Source organism: Falsiroseomonas oleicola (genome assembly GCF_019029495.1).
Lineage (GTDB): Bacteria > Pseudomonadota > Alphaproteobacteria > Acetobacterales > Acetobacteraceae > Falsiroseomonas > Falsiroseomonas oleicola.
In genome coordinates this window covers 395730-418379 of record NZ_JAERQM010000002.1, presented here as the reverse complement: position 1 = coordinate 418379, position 22650 = coordinate 395730, and the positions used below count along the sequence as shown (strand labels likewise).

At 71.0% G+C, this 22650-nt stretch carries 20 protein-coding genes; 8 read left to right on the top strand and 12 right to left on the bottom strand.

Translation table 11 applies throughout. The features are described 5' to 3' along the window. Positions 1 to 48 precede the first annotated feature (48 nt). The gene (locus JJQ90_RS08780) at positions 49 to 906 is read right to left on the bottom strand and encodes a GntR family transcriptional regulator (protein ID WP_216874430.1); all 858 of its coding nucleotides are present in this window, start codon (positions 904 to 906) and stop codon (positions 49 to 51) included. A gap of 164 nt (positions 907 to 1070) precedes the next feature. Between JJQ90_RS08780 and JJQ90_RS08775 the strand changes: the two genes are divergently transcribed. From JJQ90_RS08775 to JJQ90_RS08765, 3 genes are read left to right on the top strand one after another with little or no spacing between them, the layout of a single operon-like run. After that, positions 1071 to 2726, top strand: coding sequence for a class I adenylate-forming enzyme family protein (locus JJQ90_RS08775; RefSeq protein ID WP_216874429.1), 1656 nt, complete (start codon positions 1071 to 1073; stop codon positions 2724 to 2726). After that, a complete protein-coding gene (locus JJQ90_RS08770) occupies positions 2723 to 3703 on the top strand; it encodes an NADPH:quinone oxidoreductase family protein (RefSeq protein ID WP_216874428.1) in 981 nt (326 codons plus the stop codon). Before JJQ90_RS08775 ends, JJQ90_RS08770 begins: the two co-directional genes overlap by 4 nt. Positions 3704 to 3717: 14 nt before the next feature. Then, on the top strand, positions 3718 to 4851 hold the full coding sequence (locus tag JJQ90_RS08765) for a glutamate cyclase domain-containing protein (protein ID WP_216874425.1): 1134 nt from the start codon (positions 3718 to 3720) through the stop codon (positions 4849 to 4851). Here JJQ90_RS08765 and JJQ90_RS08760 read toward each other — a convergent pair. The 6 genes from JJQ90_RS08760 to JJQ90_RS08735 all read right to left on the bottom strand — a co-directional run bounded on the left by JJQ90_RS08760 (position 4838) and on the right by JJQ90_RS08735 (position 11771). Then, on the bottom strand, positions 4838 to 5689 hold the full coding sequence (locus JJQ90_RS08760) for an alpha/beta fold hydrolase (RefSeq protein ID WP_216874423.1): 852 nt from the start codon (positions 5687 to 5689) through the stop codon (positions 4838 to 4840). The two genes, JJQ90_RS08765 and JJQ90_RS08760, sit on opposite strands and share 14 nt — an antisense overlap. Continuing rightward, entirely contained in the window at positions 5682 to 6404 is a 723-nt protein-coding gene (locus JJQ90_RS08755; protein WP_216874421.1) for an ABC transporter ATP-binding protein, read from the bottom strand. The genes JJQ90_RS08760 and JJQ90_RS08755 overlap by 8 nt, the downstream gene beginning before the upstream one ends. After that, a complete protein-coding gene (locus JJQ90_RS08750) occupies positions 6397 to 7266 on the bottom strand; it encodes an ABC transporter ATP-binding protein (protein ID WP_216874419.1) in 870 nt (289 codons plus the stop codon). Before JJQ90_RS08750 ends, JJQ90_RS08755 begins: the two co-directional genes overlap by 8 nt. Then, positions 7263 to 9134, bottom strand: coding sequence for an ABC transporter permease (locus JJQ90_RS08745; RefSeq protein ID WP_216874417.1), 1872 nt, complete (start codon positions 9132 to 9134; stop codon positions 7263 to 7265). Before JJQ90_RS08745 ends, JJQ90_RS08750 begins: the two co-directional genes overlap by 4 nt. 16 nt (positions 9135 to 9150) lie before the next feature. Continuing rightward, a complete protein-coding gene (locus tag JJQ90_RS08740; protein ID WP_216874415.1) occupies positions 9151 to 10278 on the bottom strand; it encodes an ABC transporter substrate-binding protein in 1128 nt (375 codons plus the stop codon). An 89-nt stretch (positions 10279 to 10367) separates the two neighbouring features. Further along, on the bottom strand, positions 10368 to 11771 hold the full coding sequence (locus JJQ90_RS08735; RefSeq protein WP_329959414.1) for an NAD(P)/FAD-dependent oxidoreductase: 1404 nt from the start codon (positions 11769 to 11771) through the stop codon (positions 10368 to 10370). A 105-nt stretch (positions 11772 to 11876) separates the two neighbouring features. Here JJQ90_RS08735 and JJQ90_RS08730 point away from each other — a divergent pair, with 105 nt between their 5' ends. After that, entirely contained in the window at positions 11877 to 12098 is a 222-nt protein-coding gene (locus JJQ90_RS08730; RefSeq protein WP_216874411.1) for a DUF4089 domain-containing protein, read from the top strand. Continuing rightward, positions 12095 to 13489, top strand: coding sequence for an AtzE family amidohydrolase (locus JJQ90_RS08725; protein ID WP_216874409.1), 1395 nt, complete (start codon positions 12095 to 12097; stop codon positions 13487 to 13489). The genes JJQ90_RS08730 and JJQ90_RS08725 overlap by 4 nt, the downstream gene beginning before the upstream one ends. 16 nt (positions 13490 to 13505) lie before the next feature. Here the strand turns inward: JJQ90_RS08725 and JJQ90_RS08720 are convergent, their stop codons facing one another. Further along, positions 13506 to 14468, bottom strand: a complete 963-nt coding sequence (locus tag JJQ90_RS08720; protein WP_216874408.1) for a Bug family tripartite tricarboxylate transporter substrate binding protein — start codon at positions 14466 to 14468, stop codon at positions 13506 to 13508. Between the two features lie 223 nt (positions 14469 to 14691). Between JJQ90_RS08720 and JJQ90_RS08715 the strand changes: the two genes are divergently transcribed. After that, entirely contained in the window at positions 14692 to 15663 is a 972-nt protein-coding gene (locus JJQ90_RS08715) for a Bug family tripartite tricarboxylate transporter substrate binding protein (protein ID WP_216874407.1), read from the top strand. Beyond that, positions 15663 to 16637 carry an NAD(P)-dependent oxidoreductase gene (locus tag JJQ90_RS27475; RefSeq protein ID WP_216874406.1) on the top strand — a complete coding sequence of 325 codons (975 nt, stop codon included), beginning with the start codon at positions 15663 to 15665 and terminating at the stop codon, positions 16635 to 16637. The genes JJQ90_RS08715 and JJQ90_RS27475 overlap by 1 nt, the downstream gene beginning before the upstream one ends. On the opposite strand, the gene JJQ90_RS08705 is transcribed toward JJQ90_RS27475, so the two are convergent. The 3 genes from JJQ90_RS08705 to JJQ90_RS08695 are packed head-to-tail and all read right to left on the bottom strand — an operon-like array spanning position 16631 to position 20078. Continuing rightward, entirely contained in the window at positions 16631 to 17077 is a 447-nt protein-coding gene (locus tag JJQ90_RS08705) for a (2Fe-2S)-binding protein (RefSeq protein WP_216874405.1), read from the bottom strand. The two genes, JJQ90_RS27475 and JJQ90_RS08705, sit on opposite strands and share 7 nt — an antisense overlap. Beyond that, a complete protein-coding gene (locus tag JJQ90_RS08700; RefSeq protein WP_216874404.1) occupies positions 17074 to 17799 on the bottom strand; it encodes an FAD binding domain-containing protein in 726 nt (241 codons plus the stop codon). Before JJQ90_RS08700 ends, JJQ90_RS08705 begins: the two co-directional genes overlap by 4 nt. After that, positions 17796 to 20078: a xanthine dehydrogenase family protein molybdopterin-binding subunit gene (locus JJQ90_RS08695; protein ID WP_216874403.1), complete on the bottom strand. Its 2283-nt coding sequence runs from the start codon at positions 20076 to 20078 to the stop codon at positions 17796 to 17798. Before JJQ90_RS08695 ends, JJQ90_RS08700 begins: the two co-directional genes overlap by 4 nt. A 61-nt stretch (positions 20079 to 20139) precedes the next feature. Here JJQ90_RS08695 and JJQ90_RS08690 point away from each other — a divergent pair, with 61 nt between their 5' ends. After that, positions 20140 to 21306, top strand: a complete 1167-nt coding sequence (locus tag JJQ90_RS08690; protein ID WP_216874401.1) for an NADH:flavin oxidoreductase/NADH oxidase — start codon at positions 20140 to 20142, stop codon at positions 21304 to 21306. A 262-nt stretch (positions 21307 to 21568) separates the two neighbouring features. Here the strand turns inward: JJQ90_RS08690 and JJQ90_RS08685 are convergent, their stop codons facing one another. Then, positions 21569 to 22588 (bottom strand): ABC transporter substrate-binding protein, encoded by a 1020-nt coding sequence (locus JJQ90_RS08685; RefSeq protein WP_216874399.1) that lies wholly within the window; start codon positions 22586 to 22588, stop codon positions 21569 to 21571. Positions 22589 to 22650 lie beyond the last annotated feature (62 nt).

Genomic DNA, 22650 nt, shown 5'->3' with positions numbered 1-22650 from the left:
GCGGCGGCGTCAAGGGGCGATGATGTCAGGCAGGCGGCGCAGGCGGGATCAGAGCTGCGCCTCGCTGCGGATCTCGGCCTCCGCGATGAACTGGAAGCGGTCGCCGTGGAAGCGCACGAAGCCGCACAGCACCGGCGCGCCCGAGGCAAGCCGGTAGACATGCTCGCTTTCCAGCAGCGGCATGCCGCGCTTCACGCCGAGCAGGCGGGCGATGCGCGTATCCGCCGGCACGCTGCGGACAACCAGGCGCATGCGCTTCGGCGCCTCCCCCACCGCCGCGCGCAGCAGCGTGTTCACCGCCTGGCGCTCCAGCATGCGCGCCGTCACATGGCGGGCGATGGCGGTCGGCAGGTAGCGCAGCTCATGGCCGAAGACCTCGCCATCCAGCAACCGCAACCGCTCCACCATCTCCACCTCCGCCCCGGCGGGCAGGTCGAGCGCCGCGCGCACCGTTGCGGGGGCCAGCACGGTGCGGCGGTCCAGCACCTGGAAGGAAACACGTTTGCGCGCGTTGCGCGCCTCATCCTCGAAGGCCAGGCTGAGGTCATGGTCGAGACGGCGCGGCGCGACGAAGGTGCCGCGGCCGCGACCACGGGTGATGAGGCCGAGATTCGCCAGATGCGCCATGGCCTGGCGCACGGTTGGCCGGCTGATGCCGAAATGCGCCATGCATTCGCTTTCGGTCGGCAGCGACTGCCCCACCAGCGCATCCTGTCCCTGCGACACCAGGGCTACGAAACGTTCGGCAAGCTGCATGTAGAGCGGCATGGCATGGGCGGGATTCAACGGCGCGACGCGACCCAGCACGAAAGCGCGCGCCGTACCCCGACTGCCCGGCGACGGGGTTGGCGGCGCGGCGGCGGGCGCCGGCATCGCGGACGGGTTGCGTCGGGCGGGAGAGCTCACGGACCACAGACTCCTGTCGTATCCTGTGGTCGAGATTAGCTGCGCCGCAACATGGGGGGAAGATGGTTGACAGGCGGCCGCAACGACATGGTTAAATGTCAGGATAATTCCTTCACCCAGCGCCCCGCACCCCTCGCGCCGCGCACATCCGGCATCCATTCCTGATGACAAGTCTGTTGACCACGCTCAGCCCGGAACGCCTGCGGCAAGGCTATGACACGGGTTTCTGGCAACCACACAGCTTGCATGCCAGGGCCGTGGCGCAGGCCGCGCGCGCGCCGGACTCCATCGCCATGCGCGATCGCCAGCGCGCCATCACCTGGCGCGCGATGGTGGATGCGGCGGATGCGCTGGCCGCCGATCTGCGCGCGGCGGGGCTGCGCCCGGGCCAGCGCGTCGCCGTTTGGCTGCCGAGCCGGATCGAGACGCTGGTGGCGCTGCTGGCCTGTTCGCGCGACGGGCTGGTCTGCTGCCCTTCCCTGCATCGCGACCACACGGTCGGCGAAGTGGTGGAACTGCTGTCCCGCATGCGCGCCGCCGCGCTGATCGCGGAGGAAGGCTACGGCGCCGATGCGTCCCGGCACGACATTTTCGCGCGTATCCGCGACATCCCCTCGTTGAAGCGGGTGCACCAAATGGCCAAACTGTCGCCGGATGCGCGGCAGGCCTGGGCGGGGCCGGCCTTGGCAACCGCGACGGAGGCAGCGCCTGTGGGGCATCCGGACGGCGTGCTCTATCTGGCCTTCACCTCCGGCACCACGGCGGCGCCGAAGGGCGTGATGCACAGCGACAACACCGTGCTGGCCAATGCGCGTGCCATCCTCGCCGACTGGTCGCTGGATGCGCGCGACGTGATCGCGACCTTGAGCCCGCTCAGCCACAATCTCGGCTTCGGCTGCATGGTGATGGCGGTGGAAGCGGGTTGCGAGCTGGTGCTGCCCGACCTGCCGCGTGGCGGATCGCTGCTCGACCGGCTGGTGGAGACCGGCACCACCTTCCTTGTCGGCGTGCCGACCCATGCGATCGACCTGCTCTCGGAGTTGAAGCGCCGCAACGCGACCCGCATCGGCGCGCTGCGCGGCTTCCGCATCTCCGGCGCCGCGGCGCCGCCGCAGGTGGTGGCGGATCTGCTGGCGCATGGCGTCACGCCGCAATCGGGCTATGGCATGACGGAGGCCTGCTCCACCCACTACACCCTGCCCGGCGACGATCCCGCGCTGATCACTGGCAGTTCCGGCCGCCCGGCGCCGGGCTATGAGATTCAGGTCGTCTCCCGCGACGATCCGGATCAGGCGCTGCCGCCGGGCGAGGTCGGCCAGATCGCCGGGCGCGGCACCAGCCTGATGCTCGGCTATTTCGACGACCAGGCCTCGACCGAGGACAGCTTCAATCGCGCGGGCTGGTTCCTGACCGGCGATCTCGGCTGGGTGGACGAGGGCGGTTACATCCGCATCACCGGCCGCAAGAAGGATGTGATCATCCGCGGTGGCCACAACATCTTCCCCGCGAAGATCGAGACGCTGGCCATGCAGCACCCCGCCATCGCCCGCGCCGCCGCGCTGCCGGTGGCGGATGCGCGGCTGGGGGAGAAGGTGTGCCTCGCGGTGATGCGCAGGCCAGGGCAGGAGGTGACGGCGGAGGCGCTGCTCGCGCATCTCGATGCCGCTGGCCTGTCGCGCTACGACATGCCGGAATTCTTCCTCGACCTGCCGGAGATTCCCTTGACGGCCAGCGGCAAGATCCTGAAGCGCGGCGTGGCGGCGGAGGTCGAGGCCGGGCGGCTGGTGCCGGTGCCGGTGCGCTGGAGCGCGCCGGCATGAGGGCGGCGCAGGTCACCGCCTTTGGCGGGCCGGAGGCGGTGATCGTCACCGAGGTTCCGCGCCCGGCGCCAGGGCCGGGCGAGGTGCTGGTCCGCGTGCAGGCGGTGTCCGTCAATTATGTGGACCTGGTGGTGATCGCCGGGCGCTATCAGTTCGTGCCGCCTTTGCCCTTCACGCCCGGCAAGGGTCCGGCCGGCATCATCGAGGCGGTGGGCGAGGGCGTCACCGCATGGGCGCCGGGCGATCGCGTGCTGGCGATGGCGGAAATCGGCAGCTATGCAGAATACACGCTCGCCCCCGCCAACCAGTGCTACCGCCTGCCGGCAGCGATGCCCTTCACCGAGGCGGCCTCCATGGCGCTGGCCTATGACACCGCCTGGTTCGCGCTGCGCGAACGCGCGCGGTTCCAGCCGGGCGAGACGGTGCTGGTGCTGGGCGCGACCGGTGCGGTGGGTCTCGCCGCCGTGGCGTTGGCGAAGGCCTTGGGTGGCCGCGTGCTGGCGGGTGTGTCCTCCGCATCCAAGGCGCAGCTCGCGCTTGATGCGGGGGCGGATGCGATCATCGACCTGTCGCAGCCGGACATCCGCGAAAGCCTGCGCGCGCAGGTGAAGGAAGTGGCCGGGGCCGTTGACATCGTCATCGATCCCCTCGGCGATATCTATTTCGAGGCCGCGCTGCGCGCCCTCGCCTGGAAGGGGCGGCTGGTGGTGGTGGGCTTCGCGGCGGGGAACATCCCGACGCTGAAGGCCAACTACCTGCTGGTGAAGAACATCGAGGTCAGCGGGCTTCAGATCAGCGACTACCGCAAGCGCGTGCCCCAGGACGTCGCCGCCTGCTTCGCCGAGATTTTTTCCCTGTATGAACGCGGGTTGGTGAAGCCGGCGCCGGCGACCGTCATGAAGCTGGACGATGTGGCGCAAGCCCTTGCGATGTTGCGGGATCGCGCCGTGAATGGCCGCATCGTGCTGACGCCCTGAGGAGACGCCCAAAGATGGAACCGGATTTCGATCTCTGCCAGGTCGTCGGCGAATCCGCCGACCGGCTGGTCTCGGCCCAGGTCTTCATGTCGGGCGGTGGCGCCGACATCACCAACCGCAACATCACCAAGGAGCTGTATGAGGCCGCCCGCGCGCTGCAGGGCGCGCCGCTGTCCTCGCTCGCCGCGCGCGCACTGGTGGAGCGGGTGCAGCCGCGCGACGTGGTGCTGATCTGTGCCGGCTTCTTCGACCCGCCGGCGATGATCTCGGAAGCCGATGGCCCGGTCGGCGCCGCACTGCTCGGCCGCGCCGTGGCGGTGGCGCTGGATGCCACGCCGGTCTTCCTCACCGAAGTCACCAATATCGCGCGGATGGAGGCGCTGGTCCGCGCCACCGGCCTCGACGTGATCGGCCTGGAGATGGCCGTCACCACCCCCTTCAAGGCCGCCATCCTGGCCCTGCCCATCGACCCCGCCCGCGCGGCGGTGGAGGCCGTGCGCTGCTTCGAGACCACCAAGGCCAGGGCGATGGTCAGCATCGAGAAGCCAGCGCCCAACTTCAACGGCACCACCCATACCGGCCCGGGCCTCGACGTCACCGACGTGGTCGGCAAGGTGGAGCTCTATATCGATGAGGCGAAGCGCCGCGGCGTGCTGACCATCGGCATCGGCGATGGCGGCAACGAGGTCGGCATGGGCCGGATTCCGGAGGCGGTGCGGGATGTCGTGCCGACCGGCCGGCTGATCGGCACCAAGGTCGAAACCGACATCCTGATGGTCGCCACCATCGCCAATTGGGGCAGCTACGCCATCGAGGCCTGCCTCGCCGCCGCGCTGCATCTGCCGGAAGCCCTGCATTCGCTGGATGTGGAACGGCGCGTCGCCGATGCGGCCTCCCGCGCCGGCTTCATCGACCCGACCAGCGGCATGGCGCATGGCTGGGTGGATGGCACGCCGCCCATCGCGGGCGAGTCCATCCTGGAACTGCTGCGCTGCATGGTGGAGCTGCGGCTGGACCGCAAGCGCCGGCCGCACGGCATGTCCGGCTTCGGCCGCCGCTGGCAGGAAACCGGCAAGGCAGAGGCGACCGTCGCGATGTGGGCGAAGCACCTGGCGGCGGAGGAGGAGGCCTTCTTCAGCCAGCCCTGACGCGGCGGGCGAAGTCGGCGAGATCGGCGTCGAAGCGCGCCGGCTCCTCCAGGAAGGGCGCATGGCCGCTGGCCTCGTAGATGCGCAGCTCGGCGCCGGGCAGCAGGGCGGCGATATGGTGTCCGGCGCTGGGCAGCAGCACCTGGTCCTGGGCGCCATGGATCACCAGGGCGGGCACCCGCAGGGTCGGCAGCAGGTCGTCATGGTCCACCTGCCAGCCCATCATGGCGCGGCGCACCCAGGGCGGCGTCATGCCATTGGTCAGGTCCATCAGCCGTTGCAGATCGGGCGGCAGCGGCGCGGCGGTGCAGGCCTGGATGAAGCGCAGCGTGCCCGCCGCCGCCTCGGCCATATCCGCCGAGCCCATCGCCGCCTGGAAGGGGCCGGTGATGCCGCGAAAACGCTGGGCATCCGGCACGCCGCCCTTGCTGATGGCGCCGACGAAGGCGAGGCCACCCAGCCCCGCCGTGCCATGCCGCCGCGCCACCGCGCCCAGCACCCGACCGCCGAAGGACCAGCCGGCGAGCACCGGGCGCTCCAGCCCGAAGGCCGCGATCACCGCCGCCACGTCATCGGCCCATAACTCGGGGGATTGATAGGCGGCCGGGTCCTCCGGTTTGTCCGAGTGCCCATGCCCGCGCAGGTCGAAGCCGATCAGGCGAAAATCCCGCGCCAATTCGCCGGTGAACTGTCGGGTCCAGCACAAAGCGGCCTGCGAAAAGCCGTGGATGAACAGGATGGGCGGGCCATCGGGGTTGCCCTCTTCCACCGCCGCCAGCCGCACGCCCCCGGCGCCCACCACCTGGCGCATCGTCGCGCCGCCCAACAAATCAGCCACCGAGATAGGCCTTGCGCAATTCCGGGTCCCCCGCCAGCTCCGCCGCCGCGCCCTGCACCACGATGGCACCGTTGCGCAGCACATAGGCACGATCGGCCAGTTGCAGGGCCATATTGGCGTTCTGCTCCACCATCAGGATGGTCAGGCCGGCCGCCTTCCAGCGGGCCAGCACCTCATAGACATGATCCACGAACAGTGGCGAGAGGCCCATGGAGGGCTCGTCGATGCAGAGCAGCTCCGGCCGGCGCATCCATGCGCGGGCCATGGCCAGCATCTGCTGTTCGCCGCCCGACAGCGTGCCGGCGGCCTGGCGGCGGCGCTCCGCCAGGCGCGGGAACAGCGCGAAGGCCTCTTGCAGATCCGCCTGAAGGCTGGCGGGGGGCTCGCCGCGCCGCGCATAGGCGCCGAGGCGCAGATTCTCCTCCACGCTCATCTCGGCAAAGACGCGGCGGCCCTCGGGGATCGAGCCGACGCCGCGGCCGATGATCTGGTGCGGGTCCAGCCCGTCGATGCGCTGGCCCGCCAGGGTGATCCGCCCGCCGCGCGGCCGCACCAGGCCGAGCGCCGCCTTCACCGTGGTGGATTTGCCGCTGGCATTGCCGCCGAGCACCGCCACCACCTCCCCCCGCCCGACCGTCACGGTCACGCCGAACAGCGCCTGCACCGGGCCGTAGAAGACGTCGATGCTGTCGATGGAGAGATAGGGCTCAGCCATGGGCGTGGCTCGTCTCGGCGCGGCCGAGATAGGCGGTGACGACGCGCGGATCGGCCAGGGCCTCCTCCGGCGTCGCATCCACCAGCACGCTGCCATGGTTCATGACGATGACGCGGGAGGCGAGCTGCCGCACCACCTGGAGCTTGTGCTCGATCATCACGATGGTCAGCGCCGGGCGGTCGGCATGGAGCTGGGCGATGAGGTCCGCGAGTTCGCCGGTCTCGGTGGGGTTCATGCCGGCGGTGGGCTCATCCAGCAGCAGCAGGTCGGGCTCCGCCACCAAGGCGCGGGCGATCTCCAGTCGGCGGCGATTGGCGTAGGACAGGCTGAAGGCCGGCGCGTCCCGGCGCGGCCAGAGGCGGTCGCCGAACAGCTTCAGGGTCGCCTCCGCGCGGTCCTCCAGCAGGCGGCGGCGCGCCGCATAGGCGGGCAGGCCGAACAGGACGGAGGCGGTCTCGGCCAAAGTGTTGAAGGCGCGCGGCAGGCGGCCGCCGCCGATCAGCTGCACCTGGGTGCCGACCAGCACGCTTTCCAGCACGGTCAGGCCGGGAAAGACCCGGCTGGTCTGGAAGCTGCGCGCCACGCCGAGCGCGCTGATGCGTTCCGGCGGCAGCCGCGTCAGGTCATGCGGGCCAAGGCGGATGCGCCCCGCATCCGGCCGCACGAAGCCGGTGATGAGCTGCACCAGCGTGGATTTGCCCGCGCCGTTGGGGCCGACGATGGCCAGAAGTTCGCCGCCGGGCACGGTGAAGGTGACCTCATTGGTGGCGACCAGCCCGCCGAATCGGCGCGTGACGCCTTCCAGCACCAGCGCACCGGGATGGCGATGCGCGGCCAGGGCCTGGGTCAGCGCCGCGCTCATCGCACGCCGCCCAGCCCCTGCGGGCGGAAGCGCAGCAGGGCCAGCAGGATCAGGCCGTAGACGATCATCCGCCAGTCGTCGAAGGCACGCAGCGCCTCCGGCAATATGGCCAGCAGCACGCCGGCGATGACGGCGCCGGCGATATTCCCCATGCCGCCCAGCACCACCATGGAGATCAGCACGATGCTGGTTTCCAGCACGAAGGAATCCGGGCTGACGAAGGCCTGGAGCCAGGCGAATTGCGCGCCGGCCAGCCCCGCGATCAGGCCGGAGGTCGCGGCCGCCAGCACCAGGTAGCGCCGCACCGGCACGCCCGCCGCATGGGCGGCCGGCCGATCCTCCCGGATCGCGCGCCAGCTTCGGCCGATGGGCGACTCCAGCAGGCGATGGGCGATGACGTAGCAGACCGCCAGCAGCAGCAGGGCCAGCCAGTATTGCCGATCCAGCGGCTGCATCGGGATGCCCAGCAGCGTGCCGCGCGAAATGCCGGCGATGCCCATGGGGCCGCGCGTCAGCTCGATCCAGTTCAGGAACAGCAGATAGCCCACCTGTCCCACCGCCAGAGTCGCCAGCGCCACCGCATGGCCGGTCAGGCGGATCGCCGGCAGCGTCGCCACCGCCGCCATCAGCGCGGTGCCGAAGGCGGCGGCGGCCAGGATGCCCTCCACCGGCCAGCCATGGTTGCGGCCGAGGATGGCGCAGAGATAGGCGCCGAAGCCGAACAGCGCCGCATGGCCGATGGAGATGATGCCGGCGGAGCCCGAGAGTAGCGTCAGGCTCAGCGCCAGCATGGCGAAGACCGCGCAGCCCGCCGCCACCTGCACGATATAGGCCGAGCCCAGCCAGGGCAGCACCGCCGCCAGCGCGATCGCCGCCAGCATCATCCAGAGTTTCGGCCGCAGCACCCAGTTGCGCGTCCGCGCCGTGGCGCCGCCGAGGCTGGCGATGATGGAGGTGGTGGGAATGGCGCCGGAGGCCCCGCCGACGCCGCCCAGCGCCTCCAGCTTCCCGGTGCCCAGCAGCCCCTGCGGGCGGACCATCAGCACCAGGATCAGCAGCGAATAGGCGATCAGGTCGCGCGAGCCCTCGCCCACATAGCCGCTGGCGAGATTCTCGAAGATGCCGAGCAGGAAGCCGCCCAGCACCGCGCCCGGAATGCTGGCGAGGCCGCCCAGCAGCGCCGCGGCAAAGCCCTTGATGCCGAAGGGCACGCCCATCTGCGGGAAGACGGACTGGTAGTACATCGCGACCAATATGCCCGCGAGCGCCCCCAGCGCGCCGGCCAGGCCGAAGGCGATCTGCCGCATCAATGCCACGTCGATGCCCATCTGCGCCGCCGCTTCCGGGTCCTGCGCCGTGGCGCGCAAGGCGCGGCCGGTCCAGGAGCGCGAGAGGAAGATCATCAGCCCGCCCATCACGGCCAGCGAGACGATGAAGGTCGCGATGTCCACGCCGGTCAGGAAGGCGCCGCCGACGAAGACGACGAAGGATTGCAGCGGGCTCGGGAAGGGCTGCGATTCCGCGGACCAGATCAGCTCCGCCCCCGCATCGGCGATGACGGCGATGGCGAGGGTCGACAGCAGCGGCGCGATGGCCGGCGCATTGCGCAGCGGCCGCAGTGCCAGCCGTTCCACCAGCATCCCCACCGCCGCCGTGGCGAGCACGGAGAGGAGGCCCGCCACCACGATCGGCAGGCCCCACTGGATCAGCGTGAAGGCGAAGAAGGCGCCCAGCATCAGCAGCGCGCCCTGGGCGAAGTTGATCAGGTTGGCGACGCCGAAGACCAGCGAGAAGCCCAGCGCGATCAGCGCATAGACCGAGCCGATCACCAGCCCGTTCAGCAACTGGCTGAGGAACAGCTCGATCATCAGAAAGTCTCAGTCCTCAGCTATAGAGCTCGTACCTGCCGTTGCGGATCACCAGCAAGGTCATCGGCTTGCGCGGGCTGCCATTGACGAATTCGGTCACGCCGCTGGCGCCGTCATAGGGCGGCAGCGCGTCGATGGCGTCGCGCAGCGCCTCCCGCGTCACCGGGCGGCCGGCGGTGATCAGCGCCTTGGCGCCTTCCGCCGCGATGGCGATGGCGTCATAGGCGAAGGCGGCCCATTGATCCGGCTCCCGCCCATACTTCGCCTTGTAGCCCTCGGTGAAGGCGGCCTTGGAGGGGTCGGAGGGGAAGAAATAGGTGGTGCAGATCACCCCTTCCGCCGCCGCGCCGGCCAGGCGCAGGAATTCCGGATTGTACAGCGGATCGGCGCCACCCACCGGCACGGTGATGCCGGCCTGGCGCAACTGCTGCATGAAGATGGCGGAGGGCGCGTAATGGCTGGCGATGAAGATGCCATCGGCGCGGGCGGCGCGGATCTTGGTGATCATGGCGCGGAAGTCGCGCGCCTGCTGGGTCATTGCCTCGGAGAGGATCACCTCCCCGCCGCGCTTCTCGATCTCCGCCTTGGTGGCCTGGGCGACGAAGATGCCCCAGTCGTCCTGGAAATAGGGCAGCGCGATGCGCTTGGTGCCCAGCCGGTTGACCATCAGCTCCGCATTCAGCTCCGCCACGATGTCCTGCGTATTGGGCATGCGGAACTGATAGGGGCTGATCTTGGTGTAGTCGGGATGCGAGGAGGTCGGGCTGACCTGCGGCATCCTCGCCTGGGCGAAGATCTGCCCCGCGGCCATCGAGGATGTGCTGGTGAAGCTGCCGATGGCGGCCACCACCTCGGCATCCGCCACGAAGCGCTGGGCGATGTTGGTGGATTGCAGCGGGTCACCGCGATCATCCTGGAAATCCACCACCAGCCGCCGCCCGGCGAGGCCGCCGGCGGCGTTGGTCTGTTCCAGGAACAGCTCCCCGGCCTCACGGAAGCGCTGGCCATTGGCGGCGAAATTGCCGGTGAAGGGGCCGAAGAAGCCGAACTTCACGGTATTGCCCTGGGCGACGACCCGATCCGGCATCAGCGCCACGGCGCCCAGGCCGGCGAGGCCACCCATCAAGCTGCGACGTTGGATCATGGCGCGATGCCCCAAGGATTCATGGTGGAGGTCCGGCGAGCGTAAAGCTCGATCCCGCCCATGCAAGTGTCATGCCTCCGAATGGCAGATCATCCCCCCACGAGTGCCGCGGGTGGAATTTCATCCCCCAGAAGCTCCCTGTCGGAATAGCCGCGCACGGCCGCCAGGTGATGCGCCGCATCCTCCACGAACAGCGACCGTGCGATCGACTCCGCCAGCCGTCGCGCGCCGTCGCCGACGCCGGGGATGTCGCCGCTGATGAGGCCGAGGCTGGCGATGGCGCTGATGTTGAAGGCATGCACCCGCCCGACCCAGCCGGTGCGGGCGCCGCCGCGCGGCTGGAACTCGAAGCCCGGGCCGAGATAGGGGTAGGTGGCGAATTCGCCGAGCCCGCCCGGCACCTCCACCGCATCGGCCCAGAGCCGCACATGCGGCGCGAGATCCGCCAGTTCGGGGCGGCGCGACAGGTCGATGGCGAAGCCGGTGCCGAGGATCAGCATCGCCACCCGCATCGGCCCGCCCGGCAGGGTCAGCGTCACGCCTGCAGCCTCCTCCGCCACCCCCAGCACCGGGGTGGCGAGGTGCAGCCGGAAGCCGGGATGGGCGGCGAGGCGCAGCAGCGATTCGCGCGGCGGCGCGACCGAACCCTCGAAGGCCGCCATCAGGATGGCGAGGCGCGTGGCGTCGTCCAGCCCCGGCATGCCATGGGTGAAGCCCGCATGCACCATGGACTTGAAGCGGTTGAGCACCGGCAGCGCCGCGCGGCGCACCAGCAGATGCACCTCCGCCGCGCCGTGTTCCAGCGCCGTCGCGGCATTGTCGACGGCGGAGGCGCTGGCGCCCACCACGGCGACCACCTGGCCGGCCAGCGCGGCGAAATCGATCGGGTCCTTGCTGTGGCGGATGCGCGGCCCCTGCCTGGCCGGCATCCAGTCCGGCAGGCGCGGCCCGCCGAGCCCGTCCCGCCCGGTGGCGAGCACCAGGCGGCGCGTCAGGATCAGACCTTCCCGATCCGTCTGCACCGCCACCACCCCGTCGCGGCCGGGGCGGATGCGGGTGGCGGTGATGCCATTGGTGACCGGCAGCGCCAGCACGCGGCGCAGCCAGACCAGATAGTCCATCCACATCGCGCGGGGGATCTTGCCCAGCGCCTCCCACCCCGCCTCGCCATGCTGGGCGGTGTGCCAAGCGCGGAAGGTCAGGCTCGGCAGGTCCTGCGCCGGGCCGACCAGATGCTTCGGCGAGCGCAGGGTCAGCATGCGGGCATAGGTCACCCAGGGTCCCTCCTGCCCCGCCGGCGCCGCTTCCAGCACCCGGTGCCGGGCGATGCCCAGGCGTTGCAGCGCGAAGCTGGCGGACAGGCCGAGCATGCCGCCGCCCAGCACCAGCACATCCAGCGCCCCATCCGGGCGCGGCGGCACCCAATTGGCGGACGGCAGGTTCAGCATCGCCAGATCCTGGCGCAGGCGGGCCTCAAGCAGATCCAGGGACACGGGCTTCTCCGGTTGCGGGTGGCACGGGCCTTGCTGTGCCCCCGCCGCAGCACGCAGCCTTATCGGCGCCGTTCCGCCTGTCCAGCCCCGCATGCGAGAGACGCCATGGCCCCCAGCGCGCCCGCCGCCGGCCCACCCCAGGGTCCCGCCTTCGATGCGGCGGCGCATGCCCGCGAGACGGCCCGGCTGATCGGGCTGGAGATCGCGCCGGCGCATCTGCCGGGCGTCGTCGCCAACCTCCAGCTCGCGGCGCAGATGGCCGCCCTGGTGCAGGGCTGGCCGCTCGACATCACCGATGAACCGGCACCGGTCTTCGTCGCCCGATGAGCGCCGCCGCCACCGCCGCCGCCATCCGGTCCCGCCAGCTGCGCGCGGCGGAGGTGACGGAAGCGGCGCTGGCCGACATCGCCGCGCGCAACCCCCGCACACATGCCTTCACCGAGGTCACCGCCGCCCGCGCCCGGGCGGAGGCCGCGGCGGTGGATGCCACCATCGCCGCGGGGCGGGACCCCGGCCCGCTGGCCGGCGTGCCCTATGCCGTGAAGAACCTGTTCAACCTGGAAGGCGTCACCACCCGGGCCGGCGCGAAGATCGAGCGCGGCCGGCCCGCCGCCGCCCGTGACGCCTTCCTGGTGCGGCGGCTGCGGGCGGCGGGGGCGGTCTGCCTCGGCGCGCTCAACATGGATGAATATGCCTATGGCTTCACCACGGAGAATGCGCATGACGGCGATTGCCGCAACCCGCACGACCTGACGCGCATCGCCGGCGGGTCCTCCGGCGGCTCGGCGGCGGCGGCGGCGGATGGGCTGGTGCCGCTGGCGCTGGGCAGCGACACCAATGGCTCGATCCGCGTGCCGGCCTCGCTCTGCGGCATCTATGGGCTGAAGCCGAGCTATGGCCGGCTGTCGCGGCAGGGCAGCTACCCCTTCGTCGCCGCGCTGGACCATCTGGGTCCCTTCGCGCGGGACATCGCCGACCTGGCGCTGGCCTATGACGCGCTGCAGGGTTTTGACGCGGAGGACCCGGCGCAGCAGCGGCGCGACGCCGAGCCGGTGTCGGGCCTGCTGGGAGCGGGACCTGGCGGGCTGCGCATCGCGGTGGCGGATGACCATTTCGCGCGCAATGGCCATGCGGAGGCCTTCGCCGCCGTCGCCGTGCTGGCCCGGGCCTTGGGCGCCACGCGGCGCGTCACCATCCCCGAGGCGGCGCGTGGCCGGGCAGCGGCCTTCCTCATCACCATGGCGGAGGGTGGCCAGCTGCACCTGCCCGATCTGCGCGACCGGCCCGGGGACTTCGACCCCGGCACGCGGGACCGCTTCCTGGCCGGCGCATTGCTGCCGGCGGGCTGGGTGGTGCAGGCGCAGCGGATGCGCGCGGCCTATCGCGCGGCGGTGCTGGCGCTGTTCGACAGCGTGGATGTCATCCTCGCCCCGGCGACGCCCTTCGTCGCGCCGCCGCTCGGTCAGGCGATGACGGAGCTGGATGGGCGCATCCTGCCGATCCGTCCCAATCTCGGCGTCCATACCCAGCCGATTTCCTGCATCGGCCTGCCGGTGCTGGTGGTGCCGCTGGCCGATCCCGCCGCCGCCGGCACGCCGCACAACCTGCCGATCGGCGTGCAACTGATCGCGGCACCCTGGCGCGAGGATGTGCTGTTTCGCGTCGCCGCCGCGCTGGAACGCGCCGGCATCGCCGGCGCGCCCCAGCCGCTGGGATGAGCCCCGGGCGAAGCGCTTACCCCGCCGTGAGATTCGCGGCGCGGATGATCTCGGCATAGGTGGTGGTGTCGCGCTGGATGCGGTCGCGCAGTTCCGTCGGCCCGCGCGCCAGCACATCGAGGCCAACCGCCGCCAGACGCTCCCGCGCCTCCGGCCGGCCGATGGATTGGAGGAAGGCGCCGGACAGCGCCGCCTTCACCGGCTCCGGCGCCCCGGCCGGCAGCACCACGCCATACCAGGTGTCGGACAGAAGCTGCGGGAAGCCCAGCTCCGTCAGCGTCGGCAGCGCGGGCAGCAGCGGGTGGCGCGCATCGGCGACGATGCCGAGCGGCACCAGCCGGTTGTCGCGCACCGCCGGCAGCACATCGGACAGGTTGCCGATGGAATAGTCGACGCGGCCGGCCAGCAGATCGGTCAGCATCGGCGCCACGCCGCGATAGGGGATGTGCTCCGCATTCAGCCCGGCCAGCATCTTCAGATGCTCCAGCCCCATATGCTGGCTGGTGCCCTGGCCATTGGTGCCGAAGGACAGGCCGCGCCCCGCGGCCTTCGCCTTGGCCATGAAGCCGGCGAAATCTGCGGCCAGCGACGGGTGGCAGACCAGCACATGCGGCGTGTAGACCAGCAGCGCCAGCGGGTCGAAATCCCGGATCGCGCTATAGGGCTGCGGCTTGTGCAGCGACTGGTTCACGGTGAAGCTGTTGGCCACCATCAGCACGGTCTGGCCATCGGCCGGCATGGTCTTCACCGACTGCACCGCCACCAGTGTGCCGGCGCCGGGCCGGTTCTCCACCACCACGGTCTGGCCGAGCAGCGGCGCCGCGCCCTCCGCCACGATGCGGCCGACCATGTCGAAGCTGGAGCCGGGCGGGAAGCCGATGACGTAGCGAACCGGGGCGTTGGGGCGCCAGGCGGGCGCCTGGGCCAAGGCGGGGGTGGCGAGCAGAGCGGGCAAGGCGAGCAGCGAGCGACGGCGCATGGGAACTCCAATTCGGGGCCGGATGACGCTTCCGGCGCGGATGAACATGCTGAAAAACAGCAATTCGCGTCCCGCGAGGGCAGCAATCCGCGTGCCACGATTCGGAACGTCATCGGTCACGACACCCCGCCGCGCATCGGCGGCCTTGTGGCGCCGTCCACCGGGCGTGAAACTCCGCCCGATCGCGCCCGGAGAGGCGCAGCACCTGGGAGAGACCCGCGCCATGCAACGCCGCACCATCCTGCAAACCCTGGCCGCCGCGCCGCTGCTGGCCGCGCCCGGCATCCTGCGCGCCCAGGACTTCACCCAGACCGTCCGCCTGATCGTGCCCTTCAATCCCGGCGGGACCAGCGACATCCTGGCGCGCCTGGTCGCGCCCTCGCTCAGCCAGAAGATCGGGCAATCCGTGGTGGTGGAGAACCGGGCCGGCGCGGGCGGCAATATCGGCGCCGACCTGGTGGCGAAAAGCCGCCCGGATGGGCATGCCATGGTGCTGCTGGACATCTCCGTCCTCGCCACCAACCCGCATCTGTTCCCGCGCCTGCCCTTCGACAGCCTGCGCGACCTGGCGCCGGTGCAGATGGTGGTCTACGCGCCCTATATCCTGGCGGTGAACAACCAGCTTCCGGTGCAGAACGCGGCGGAACTCGCAGCCTATGCCAAGGCCAATCCGGGCAAGCTGAACGCCGCCAATTCGGGCACCGGCACGCTCAGCCACCTGGTCGCCGCTTCGCTCGCCAATGGCTGGGGCGGCGATGTGGTGCATGTGCCCTATCGCGGCGGTGCCCCGGCGCTGACCTCCCTGGTCACCAATGAGGCGAATTTCACCCTGGCCGGCGCCACGCAGTCGCAGACCTTCGTGGTGAACAACCAGATGCGCGGCATCGCCGTGACCGGCACCAGGCGCCTGGCCGCCCTGCCCAACCTGCCGACCTTCCGCGAGCTCGGCTGGCCGGAGCCGGATTCCGGTACCTGGCAGGGCATCCTGACCCAGGGCAACACACCGGCACCCGTCATCGCGCGGCTGGAGCGGGAGATCGCGCAGGTGCTGGAGGAGCCAAACATCGTGCGGCGCATCGGCGAGCTGGGCGGCGAGGTCCGCGCCGAGGGCGCCGCCACCTTCCGCCGCATCCTGACGGAGCAGACCGAAAGCTACGGCCGCATCATCCGCGCCAACAACATCCGCATCGAATAGTGGCCCCCACGCGACTGCATGTGCAGGTGAACCCGGCCTCCGCCATCGCGGAGGCCTTTTCCGAGCCGCGTCTCCGCGCCGCCGCCGCGGGGCAGCCGGTGGAACTCAGCTTCGGCCAGACGGCGGCGGCGCTGGAGGCGGGGCTGGCGACGGCGGAGGTGCTGCTGCTGGCCGGCGGCGCGCCCTTGCACGACCTGGCGCGGCGTGCGCCGAAACTGCGCTGGATCAGCTATACCAGCGCCGGCGTCGAATGGCTGCTGAAGGCCGGGCTGCCGGAGGCGGTGGTGCTGACCAATGCCAGCGGCACGCATATTCCGAAGGCGGCGGAATTCACGCTGCTGTCGGTGCTGATGCTGAACAACCAGATCCCCTTCTTCGCCACCGCGCAGCGCTCGCATCGCTGGGCGCCGAATCCCGGGGGCACGGTGACGGGGAAGACCGCGCTGATCCTTGGCATGGGGGCGCTCGGCGGGGCCGCCGCGACGGCGCTGGCGCGGCAGGGCATGCGGGTGCTGGGCAACAGCCAGTCGGGCCGGCCGCATCCGGATGTCGTGGAGATGAGCCGGGGCGATGGCTTCCGGGCGCAATTGCCGCAGGCGGATTTCCTCGTCATCGCCCTGCCGCTGACCCCGGCGACCAACGGCCTGATCGGCGCGGCGGAGCTGGACCTGCTGCCGCGTCATGCGGGCGTGGTGAATATCGGCCGGGGCGAAATCCTCGACGCCGCGGCGCTGGCCGCAAGGCTGGCGGAGGGGCGGCTGGCCGGCGCGGTGCTGGATGCGCTGCCGCAGGAACCGCTGCCGCCGGAGCATCCGCTGTGGGATACGCCGAACCTGGTCATCACGCCGCATTGCGGGCTTTACGATCCGGCGGACTACGCCCCGCGCTGCCTGGAGGCCTTCTTCGCCAACCTGGCGCGCTTCCGCGCCGGCCAACCGCTGCATCAGGTGGTGGATCGCGCGCGGGGCTATTGAGCCGCGAGCACCGCCGCGACGATGCCGTCATAGCCGGTGCAGCGGCAGAGCTGCCCGGCAAGGCCGGCCCGCACCTCCGCCGCGGATCCCGCGCGGCCGCGCAGGATCAGGTCCCGCGCGGCGATCAGCATGCCGGCGGTGCAATAGCCGCATTGCAGCGCGTGATGCGCGGTGAAAGCCGCGCGAAGGCGGATCATCACGGCGTCGTCGCGCAGGCCTTCCAGGGTGGTGACGGCCTGGCCCTCGGCGAGTGCCGCCGGCACCAGGCAGCCACGTACGGGCACATCCTCCAGCAGCACATTGCAGGCGCCGCAACTGCCGTGCTGGCAGCCGATCCGCGTCGCCGTCAGGCCGAGGGCATCGCGCAGCACCAGCGCCAGCGAATCGCGATCCTCGCAGCGGACATCATGGGTCTCGCCATTGACACACAGCCGGGTCATGCGCCGGCCCGCCGGATCGCGACGGCGCGCAGCCGCGCCAGATGCGGGTCGTCAGGCGGCGGCGCCTCGGGCATCAAACGCGCACCCGCCGGGCTCGCCACGGCGATGCGCGGCGCGGCGCCGGGCGCGCGAAACACGCCGGCCAGCGCATCCGCAAAGGCGCCCGGGGCGGGGGCGAGCTTGCACCAGCCGAAGCGCGTGCCGGGGGCGGGGATCGGGATGGTCACGGCCTCGATCACCTCGCCGGGTTGCAGCGCCGTGGCGAAGGCGCCGGTCAGGAATTGCGCCATCGGCAGCACCCGCCGCGTATCGCCCTGCCGCAGAACGGCGCTCGCGCCCAGCGCCAGCAGCGCCACCGGCCAATCCGCGGCCGGGTCGTGCAGCGCCAGGCTGCCGCCGATCGTGCCGAGGTTGCGCACGGGGCGATAGGCGATGCCGGCAGCCACCTGCGACAGCCAATCGCGCAAGGGGGCCGGGCCGATGCCGTCCTCGATCCGCGCATGGGTGACGCCGGCGCCGATCCACAGCGCGCCGTCGCGCTCCGCAATGTCGGAAAAGCCGGGCAGCGCGCGCAGCGCCACCAAGGCGGTAGGCTCCGCCAGTCGCAGCGCCAGCAGCGGCATCAGCGACTGGCCGCCGCCGAGTGGCAGCGCGTCTTCCAGCAGTTCGGGCAGCGCCTGCCAGGTCGCGGCGCGGCGCAGGGTGAAGGGGGCCGGGATCATGGCAGCACCGCCAGAACACGGCGCGGCGTCACCGGCGTCTGCGTCACCACCATGCCGAGGCCGAGCGCCTGCTCGACCGCAGAGGCGATGGCCGCCGGCGGTGCGATGGCGCCACCCTCCCCCACGCCCTTCGCGCCATGCACGGTGCTGCGCGCCGGCGTCACCAGGTGCAGCACGCGGATTTCCGGCAGGCTGGGCGCATCCGGCAGGCGATACTCGGCAAAGGTGGTGGACAGCGGCTGGGCCTCGGCATCGAAGCGCAGCTCTTCCGTCAGCGCGGTGCCGATGCCCTGCACCACGCCGCCCTTCACCTGGCCGTCGACGACCATCGGGTTGATCATGGTGCCGCAATCCTCGGCGACGCAGTAATCCTCCAGCGCCACCGCGCCGGTCTCCGCATCCACCCGCACCACGGCGGCGTGCACGCCGTAGGAGAAGACGCCGGCATCCTCGGGCGGGCAGTAATCGGCGGTCGCTTCCAGCCCCGGCGGCTCGCCGGGCGGCAGGCGTTCCTGGCGCATGGTGGCGGCATGGGCGAGGTCGACCAGCGGGATCGAAGCGGCGCCCGCCCAGGCGCGCCCCTCCCGCAGATCCACCAGCGTCACATCCGCCTGCAGGAAATGCGCGGCGATGCGCCGCAGCTTCGCACCCAACATTTCGGCCGCCGCCTTGGCCGCGCCGCCCGCGAAGACCAGGGAGCGGGAGGCGAAGGTGCCGAAGCCGAATGGCGAAAGACCAGTATCGCCGTGCCGCACCGCGATGGCATCCGGGTGCAGGCCCAGCTCCTCCGCCACGATCTGCGCCAGCGTCGTCTCCAGCCCCTGGCCGTGATTGTGGATGGCGGTCAGCAGCGTAAGGCTGCCATCCGGGTGCATGCGGAGCGTCGCCGTCTCGTGCCCCGGCACCACGCGCGCCTTTCGCCCGGCCCATTCCGTGGTGCCGTGGCCGGATTGCTCGGTGTAGATGGCGAAGCCGACGCCCACCTTCTCCCCCGCCGCGCGCCGCGCTTCCAGTGCCGGCAGGTCGAGCATGCCGGCACAGGCTTCCAGCGCGGCCGGGTAGTCGCCGGTATCCAGCGTCATGCCCGCCGCGGTGGTGTGCGGCAGCTGGGCGATCAGGTTGCGGCGGCGGATGTCGTACCGCGAAACCCCCACCTCATCGGCCAGCGCATCCATCAGCCGCTCGATCGCGAAGCAGGCGCCGGTGCGGCCGACGCCGCGATAGGGGCCCATCGGCGGCTTGGTGGTCGCCACCGTATGGTGCCGCACATCCAGATGCGCGATGCCATAGGGCCCGCCGAGATTGCGCGCCGCCATGCCGGCCTCGGCGAAGGCGCCGGTCGGCCAGAGCGCATAGGCGCCGGCATCGACCCATAACTCGCCTTCAATTCCCAGCGCGATGCCGTCGCGCGTCGCATGCAGGGTCAGGTCGTACAGATGTTCGCGGGCCTGGGCCCCCGCCATCAGATGCTCGCGGCGGTCCTCCACCCAGCGGATCGGGCGGTCCAGCTTCAGGGCGAGGGCGCAGGCCACCACCTCCTCCGGCATCAGGCGGTTCTTGGCGCCGAACCCGCCGCCGACATCGGGCGCCACCACCCGCAGCCGCGATTCCGGCAGGCCGAGCATCGCCGCCAGCGCATGCCGCAGCACATGCGGCCCCTGGGAGGAGATGTGCAGCACCAACTCCCCGGTGCGCCGGTCCGGCACGGCGATCAGCGCGCGGGGCTCCATCGGCGCCGCCGATTGCCGGCCGAGGCCGAGCTGTCGGCGGATGCGGATGGGCGCATCCAGCCCCGCCACATCGCCCGCCTTCACATGGCCGGACCCGTAGCGGTTGTCAGCCCAGCCCGGATGCAGCACCGCGGCCCCCGGCGCCAAGGCCGCAGGCACATCGGCGAAAGCAGGCAGCGGCGCGATCTCCACCTCGCAGCGCGCACACAAATCCTCCGCCGCGCCGCGCGTCGCGGCCAGCGCCGCCAGCACCGGCTGGCCGACGAAGCGCACCACCTCCTCCGCCAGCGGCGGATAGGGCGCCTGCCGGAAACCCGGCATGTCCGGCCCCGCCGGCAGCAGCGTCACCGGCCCGATCTCGCCTGCCACATAGACGCCGGCCGGCCGCGTCACCGCGCCGATCCGCCCATGCGCCACCGGGCTGCGCCAGAAGGCCAGCTCCAGCATCCCCGGCGCCGTCACATCCCCCGCAAACACCCCCTGGCCGAGCAGATGCCGCGCATCCTCCCGCCGCGGCACCGAAGCGCCGATCCATCCCTTGGCATCCATGGCCACCATCTTGCATCCCACAGCCGCCCGGGCCTACCTGCCCGCACGACCGGAGTTGCCGATGACCGACGCCGCCACACCCCTTCTGCTCACCCCTTACGCATTGCGTGGCGTGACACTGCGCAATCGCATCGTCGTCTCGCCGATGTCGCAGTACCGCTCCGACCCCGGCGGCATCCCTGGCGACTGGCACCTGGTCCATCTCGGCAAATTCGCCCTCGGCGGCGCCGGCCTGGTCTTCTGCGAGGAAACCAGCGTCTCCGAACGCTCCCGCAAGACCTATGACTGCCCCGGCATCTACACCGACGAACAGGCCCGCGCCTGGCGCCGCATCACCGACTTCCTGCGCGCGAACGGCAGCGCCAGCGCCATGCAGATCGGCCATGCCGGCCGCAAGGTCGCCACCCGCGCCCCCTGGGACGGTTTTTCTCCACTGACCGAGGAAGACGCCGCCAACGGCCGCCCGCCCTGGTCCGGCCTGGCGCCCAGCCCCATCCCCTTCAAGCCCGGCGCCATGATCCCGAAGGAAATGGACGCCAACGACATCCGCCACGTCATCCAGCTCCACGCCGACGCCGCCCGCCGCGCCGATGACGCCGGCTTCGACATCCTCGAAATCCACGCCGCGCACGGCTACATCATCCAGCAATTCCTCTCGCCCATCACCAACCACCGCACCGACTCCTACGGCGGCGACCGGCAGGGACGCATGCGCTTCGGCCTCGAACTGGTGGAGGCCGTCCGCGCCGCCTGGCCCGCCACCAAACCCCTGCTCATCCGCCTGTCCTGCGTCGACGGCCGCGGCGGCGGCTGGCACATGGAAGACACGCTGGCCCTCTGCCACGCCCTGAAACCACGCGGCATCGACCTGGTCGACTGCTCCTCCGGCGGCATCGAAGGCCCCCTCACCCTCGCCGTCGTCCCCCGCACCCCCGGCTACCACGTGCCCTTCGCCGCCGAGATCCTCCGCGAAACCGGCCTCCCCACCATGGCCGTCGGCCTCATCACCGACCCCCACCAGGCCGAATCCTACCTGCAGGACGGTTCCTGCCACCTCATCGCCCTGGCCCGCGAAATGATGTGGAACCCCAACTGGCCCACCCACGCCGCCCAAACCCTCGGCCAAAACCCCCTCCCCCTCCTCCCCCCCTCCTACGCCTGGTGGCTCGAACGCCGCGACGAAGTCCGCCGCCGCTTCCCCACCGGACAAGAGACGGCTGCGGAGTAGGGCGCGAAGGGGGACAGCGCTGCGTGATTGCAGGGGGACGCTGTCCCCCTGCACCCCCTGCCAAGGGTCAGTGGACCCTTGGAACCCTTTGATTCATGAACAGAAATGGAGAGGGGCCAGAGGTACCGCGTGTTCGGCGGTCCTGCTGGCCCCTCTCCATTTCTGTTCAAGGTCCTGAGGTCCAGGAGGCCACTGCCTCCTGGCGGGAGGGTGCAGGGAGGGCAGAGCCCTCCTTGCAAACCACCCGCGCTGACCCTCGCTCCTACCCCCGCAGGCGTCGCTCGTCGGCGCTGGGCAGGAAGCGGCCGTCGTAGATTTCGGGGTTGGGGGGGGCGGATGGCAGGCCGAAGCCGTCTTTGACGAGGGCGATGGTTTCGGTAAGGCGGGTGTCGGAGAGGGTGCCGAGGCCGTCGGCTTGGGTGCGGGGGGTGATCATCAGGCGGTCGCGCAGGTAGATGATGCGTTCGGCTTCGATGGATTCTTCCAGCAGGGGGAATTGGCGCTTGAGTTCGGAGGCGGCCTTGGCGGGGTCGGCCATGACGTCGTGCCAGCAGCGGGTGGAGGCCGAGAGGAAGCGGCGGACGGCGTCGGGTTTTTCGGCGATGAAGCTGCGGCTGGCGAGCATGGCGTTGCCGGGGAAGTCCATGCCGTGGTCGGCGTAGCGAAGGGTGTGGATGTCCTCGGGTTTCGCGCCGTTGGCCTTGAGGTTGAAGAAGACGGTGTAGTCGAAGCCAGTGACCGCATCGACCTGGCGGGTCATCAGCATCTGGTCGCGCAGTGCCGGGGTGACCTGCTGGAGGCGCATCCGCTCCATCGGGATGTTGTTGATGCGGCAGAAGGCCGGGAACATGCGGGAGGCGCCGTCGGCGGGGCCTTGGCCGATGGTGCGGCCGGCGAGGTCCTCGGGCTTCAGGATGCGGGTGGCGCCGAGGCTCATGATCGCCTGGGGCGATGAGTCGTGCAGGGACATCACCACCTTCGGCGCGGCGGCGGGGTTGCGGGCATGGAATTCGATGAGGGTGGCGATATCGCCGCTGCCCATCTGGTAGTTGCCGGAGGCGACGCGGGTGATGGCGTCGCCGGAGCCGGAGGAGCCGTCGATGGTCACGTCGAGCCCGGCTTCGCGGTAGTAGCCGCGCGACAGGGCCAGCAGGTAGCCGGCGGTGCCGCCATCGGGCCGGAAGTTCAGCACGAAGCGCATGCGCTCCGGCGCCTGGGCGAGGGCGGGCGCGGCGAGCAGGCCGGCTGTGGCGCCGAGCAGGGTGCGGCGGGCCAGGGTCATGCGATTCCTCCGGAAGATGCGGGTAATGTCCGGACCTTAGCTAGCAAGACCGGTGCCAGGGC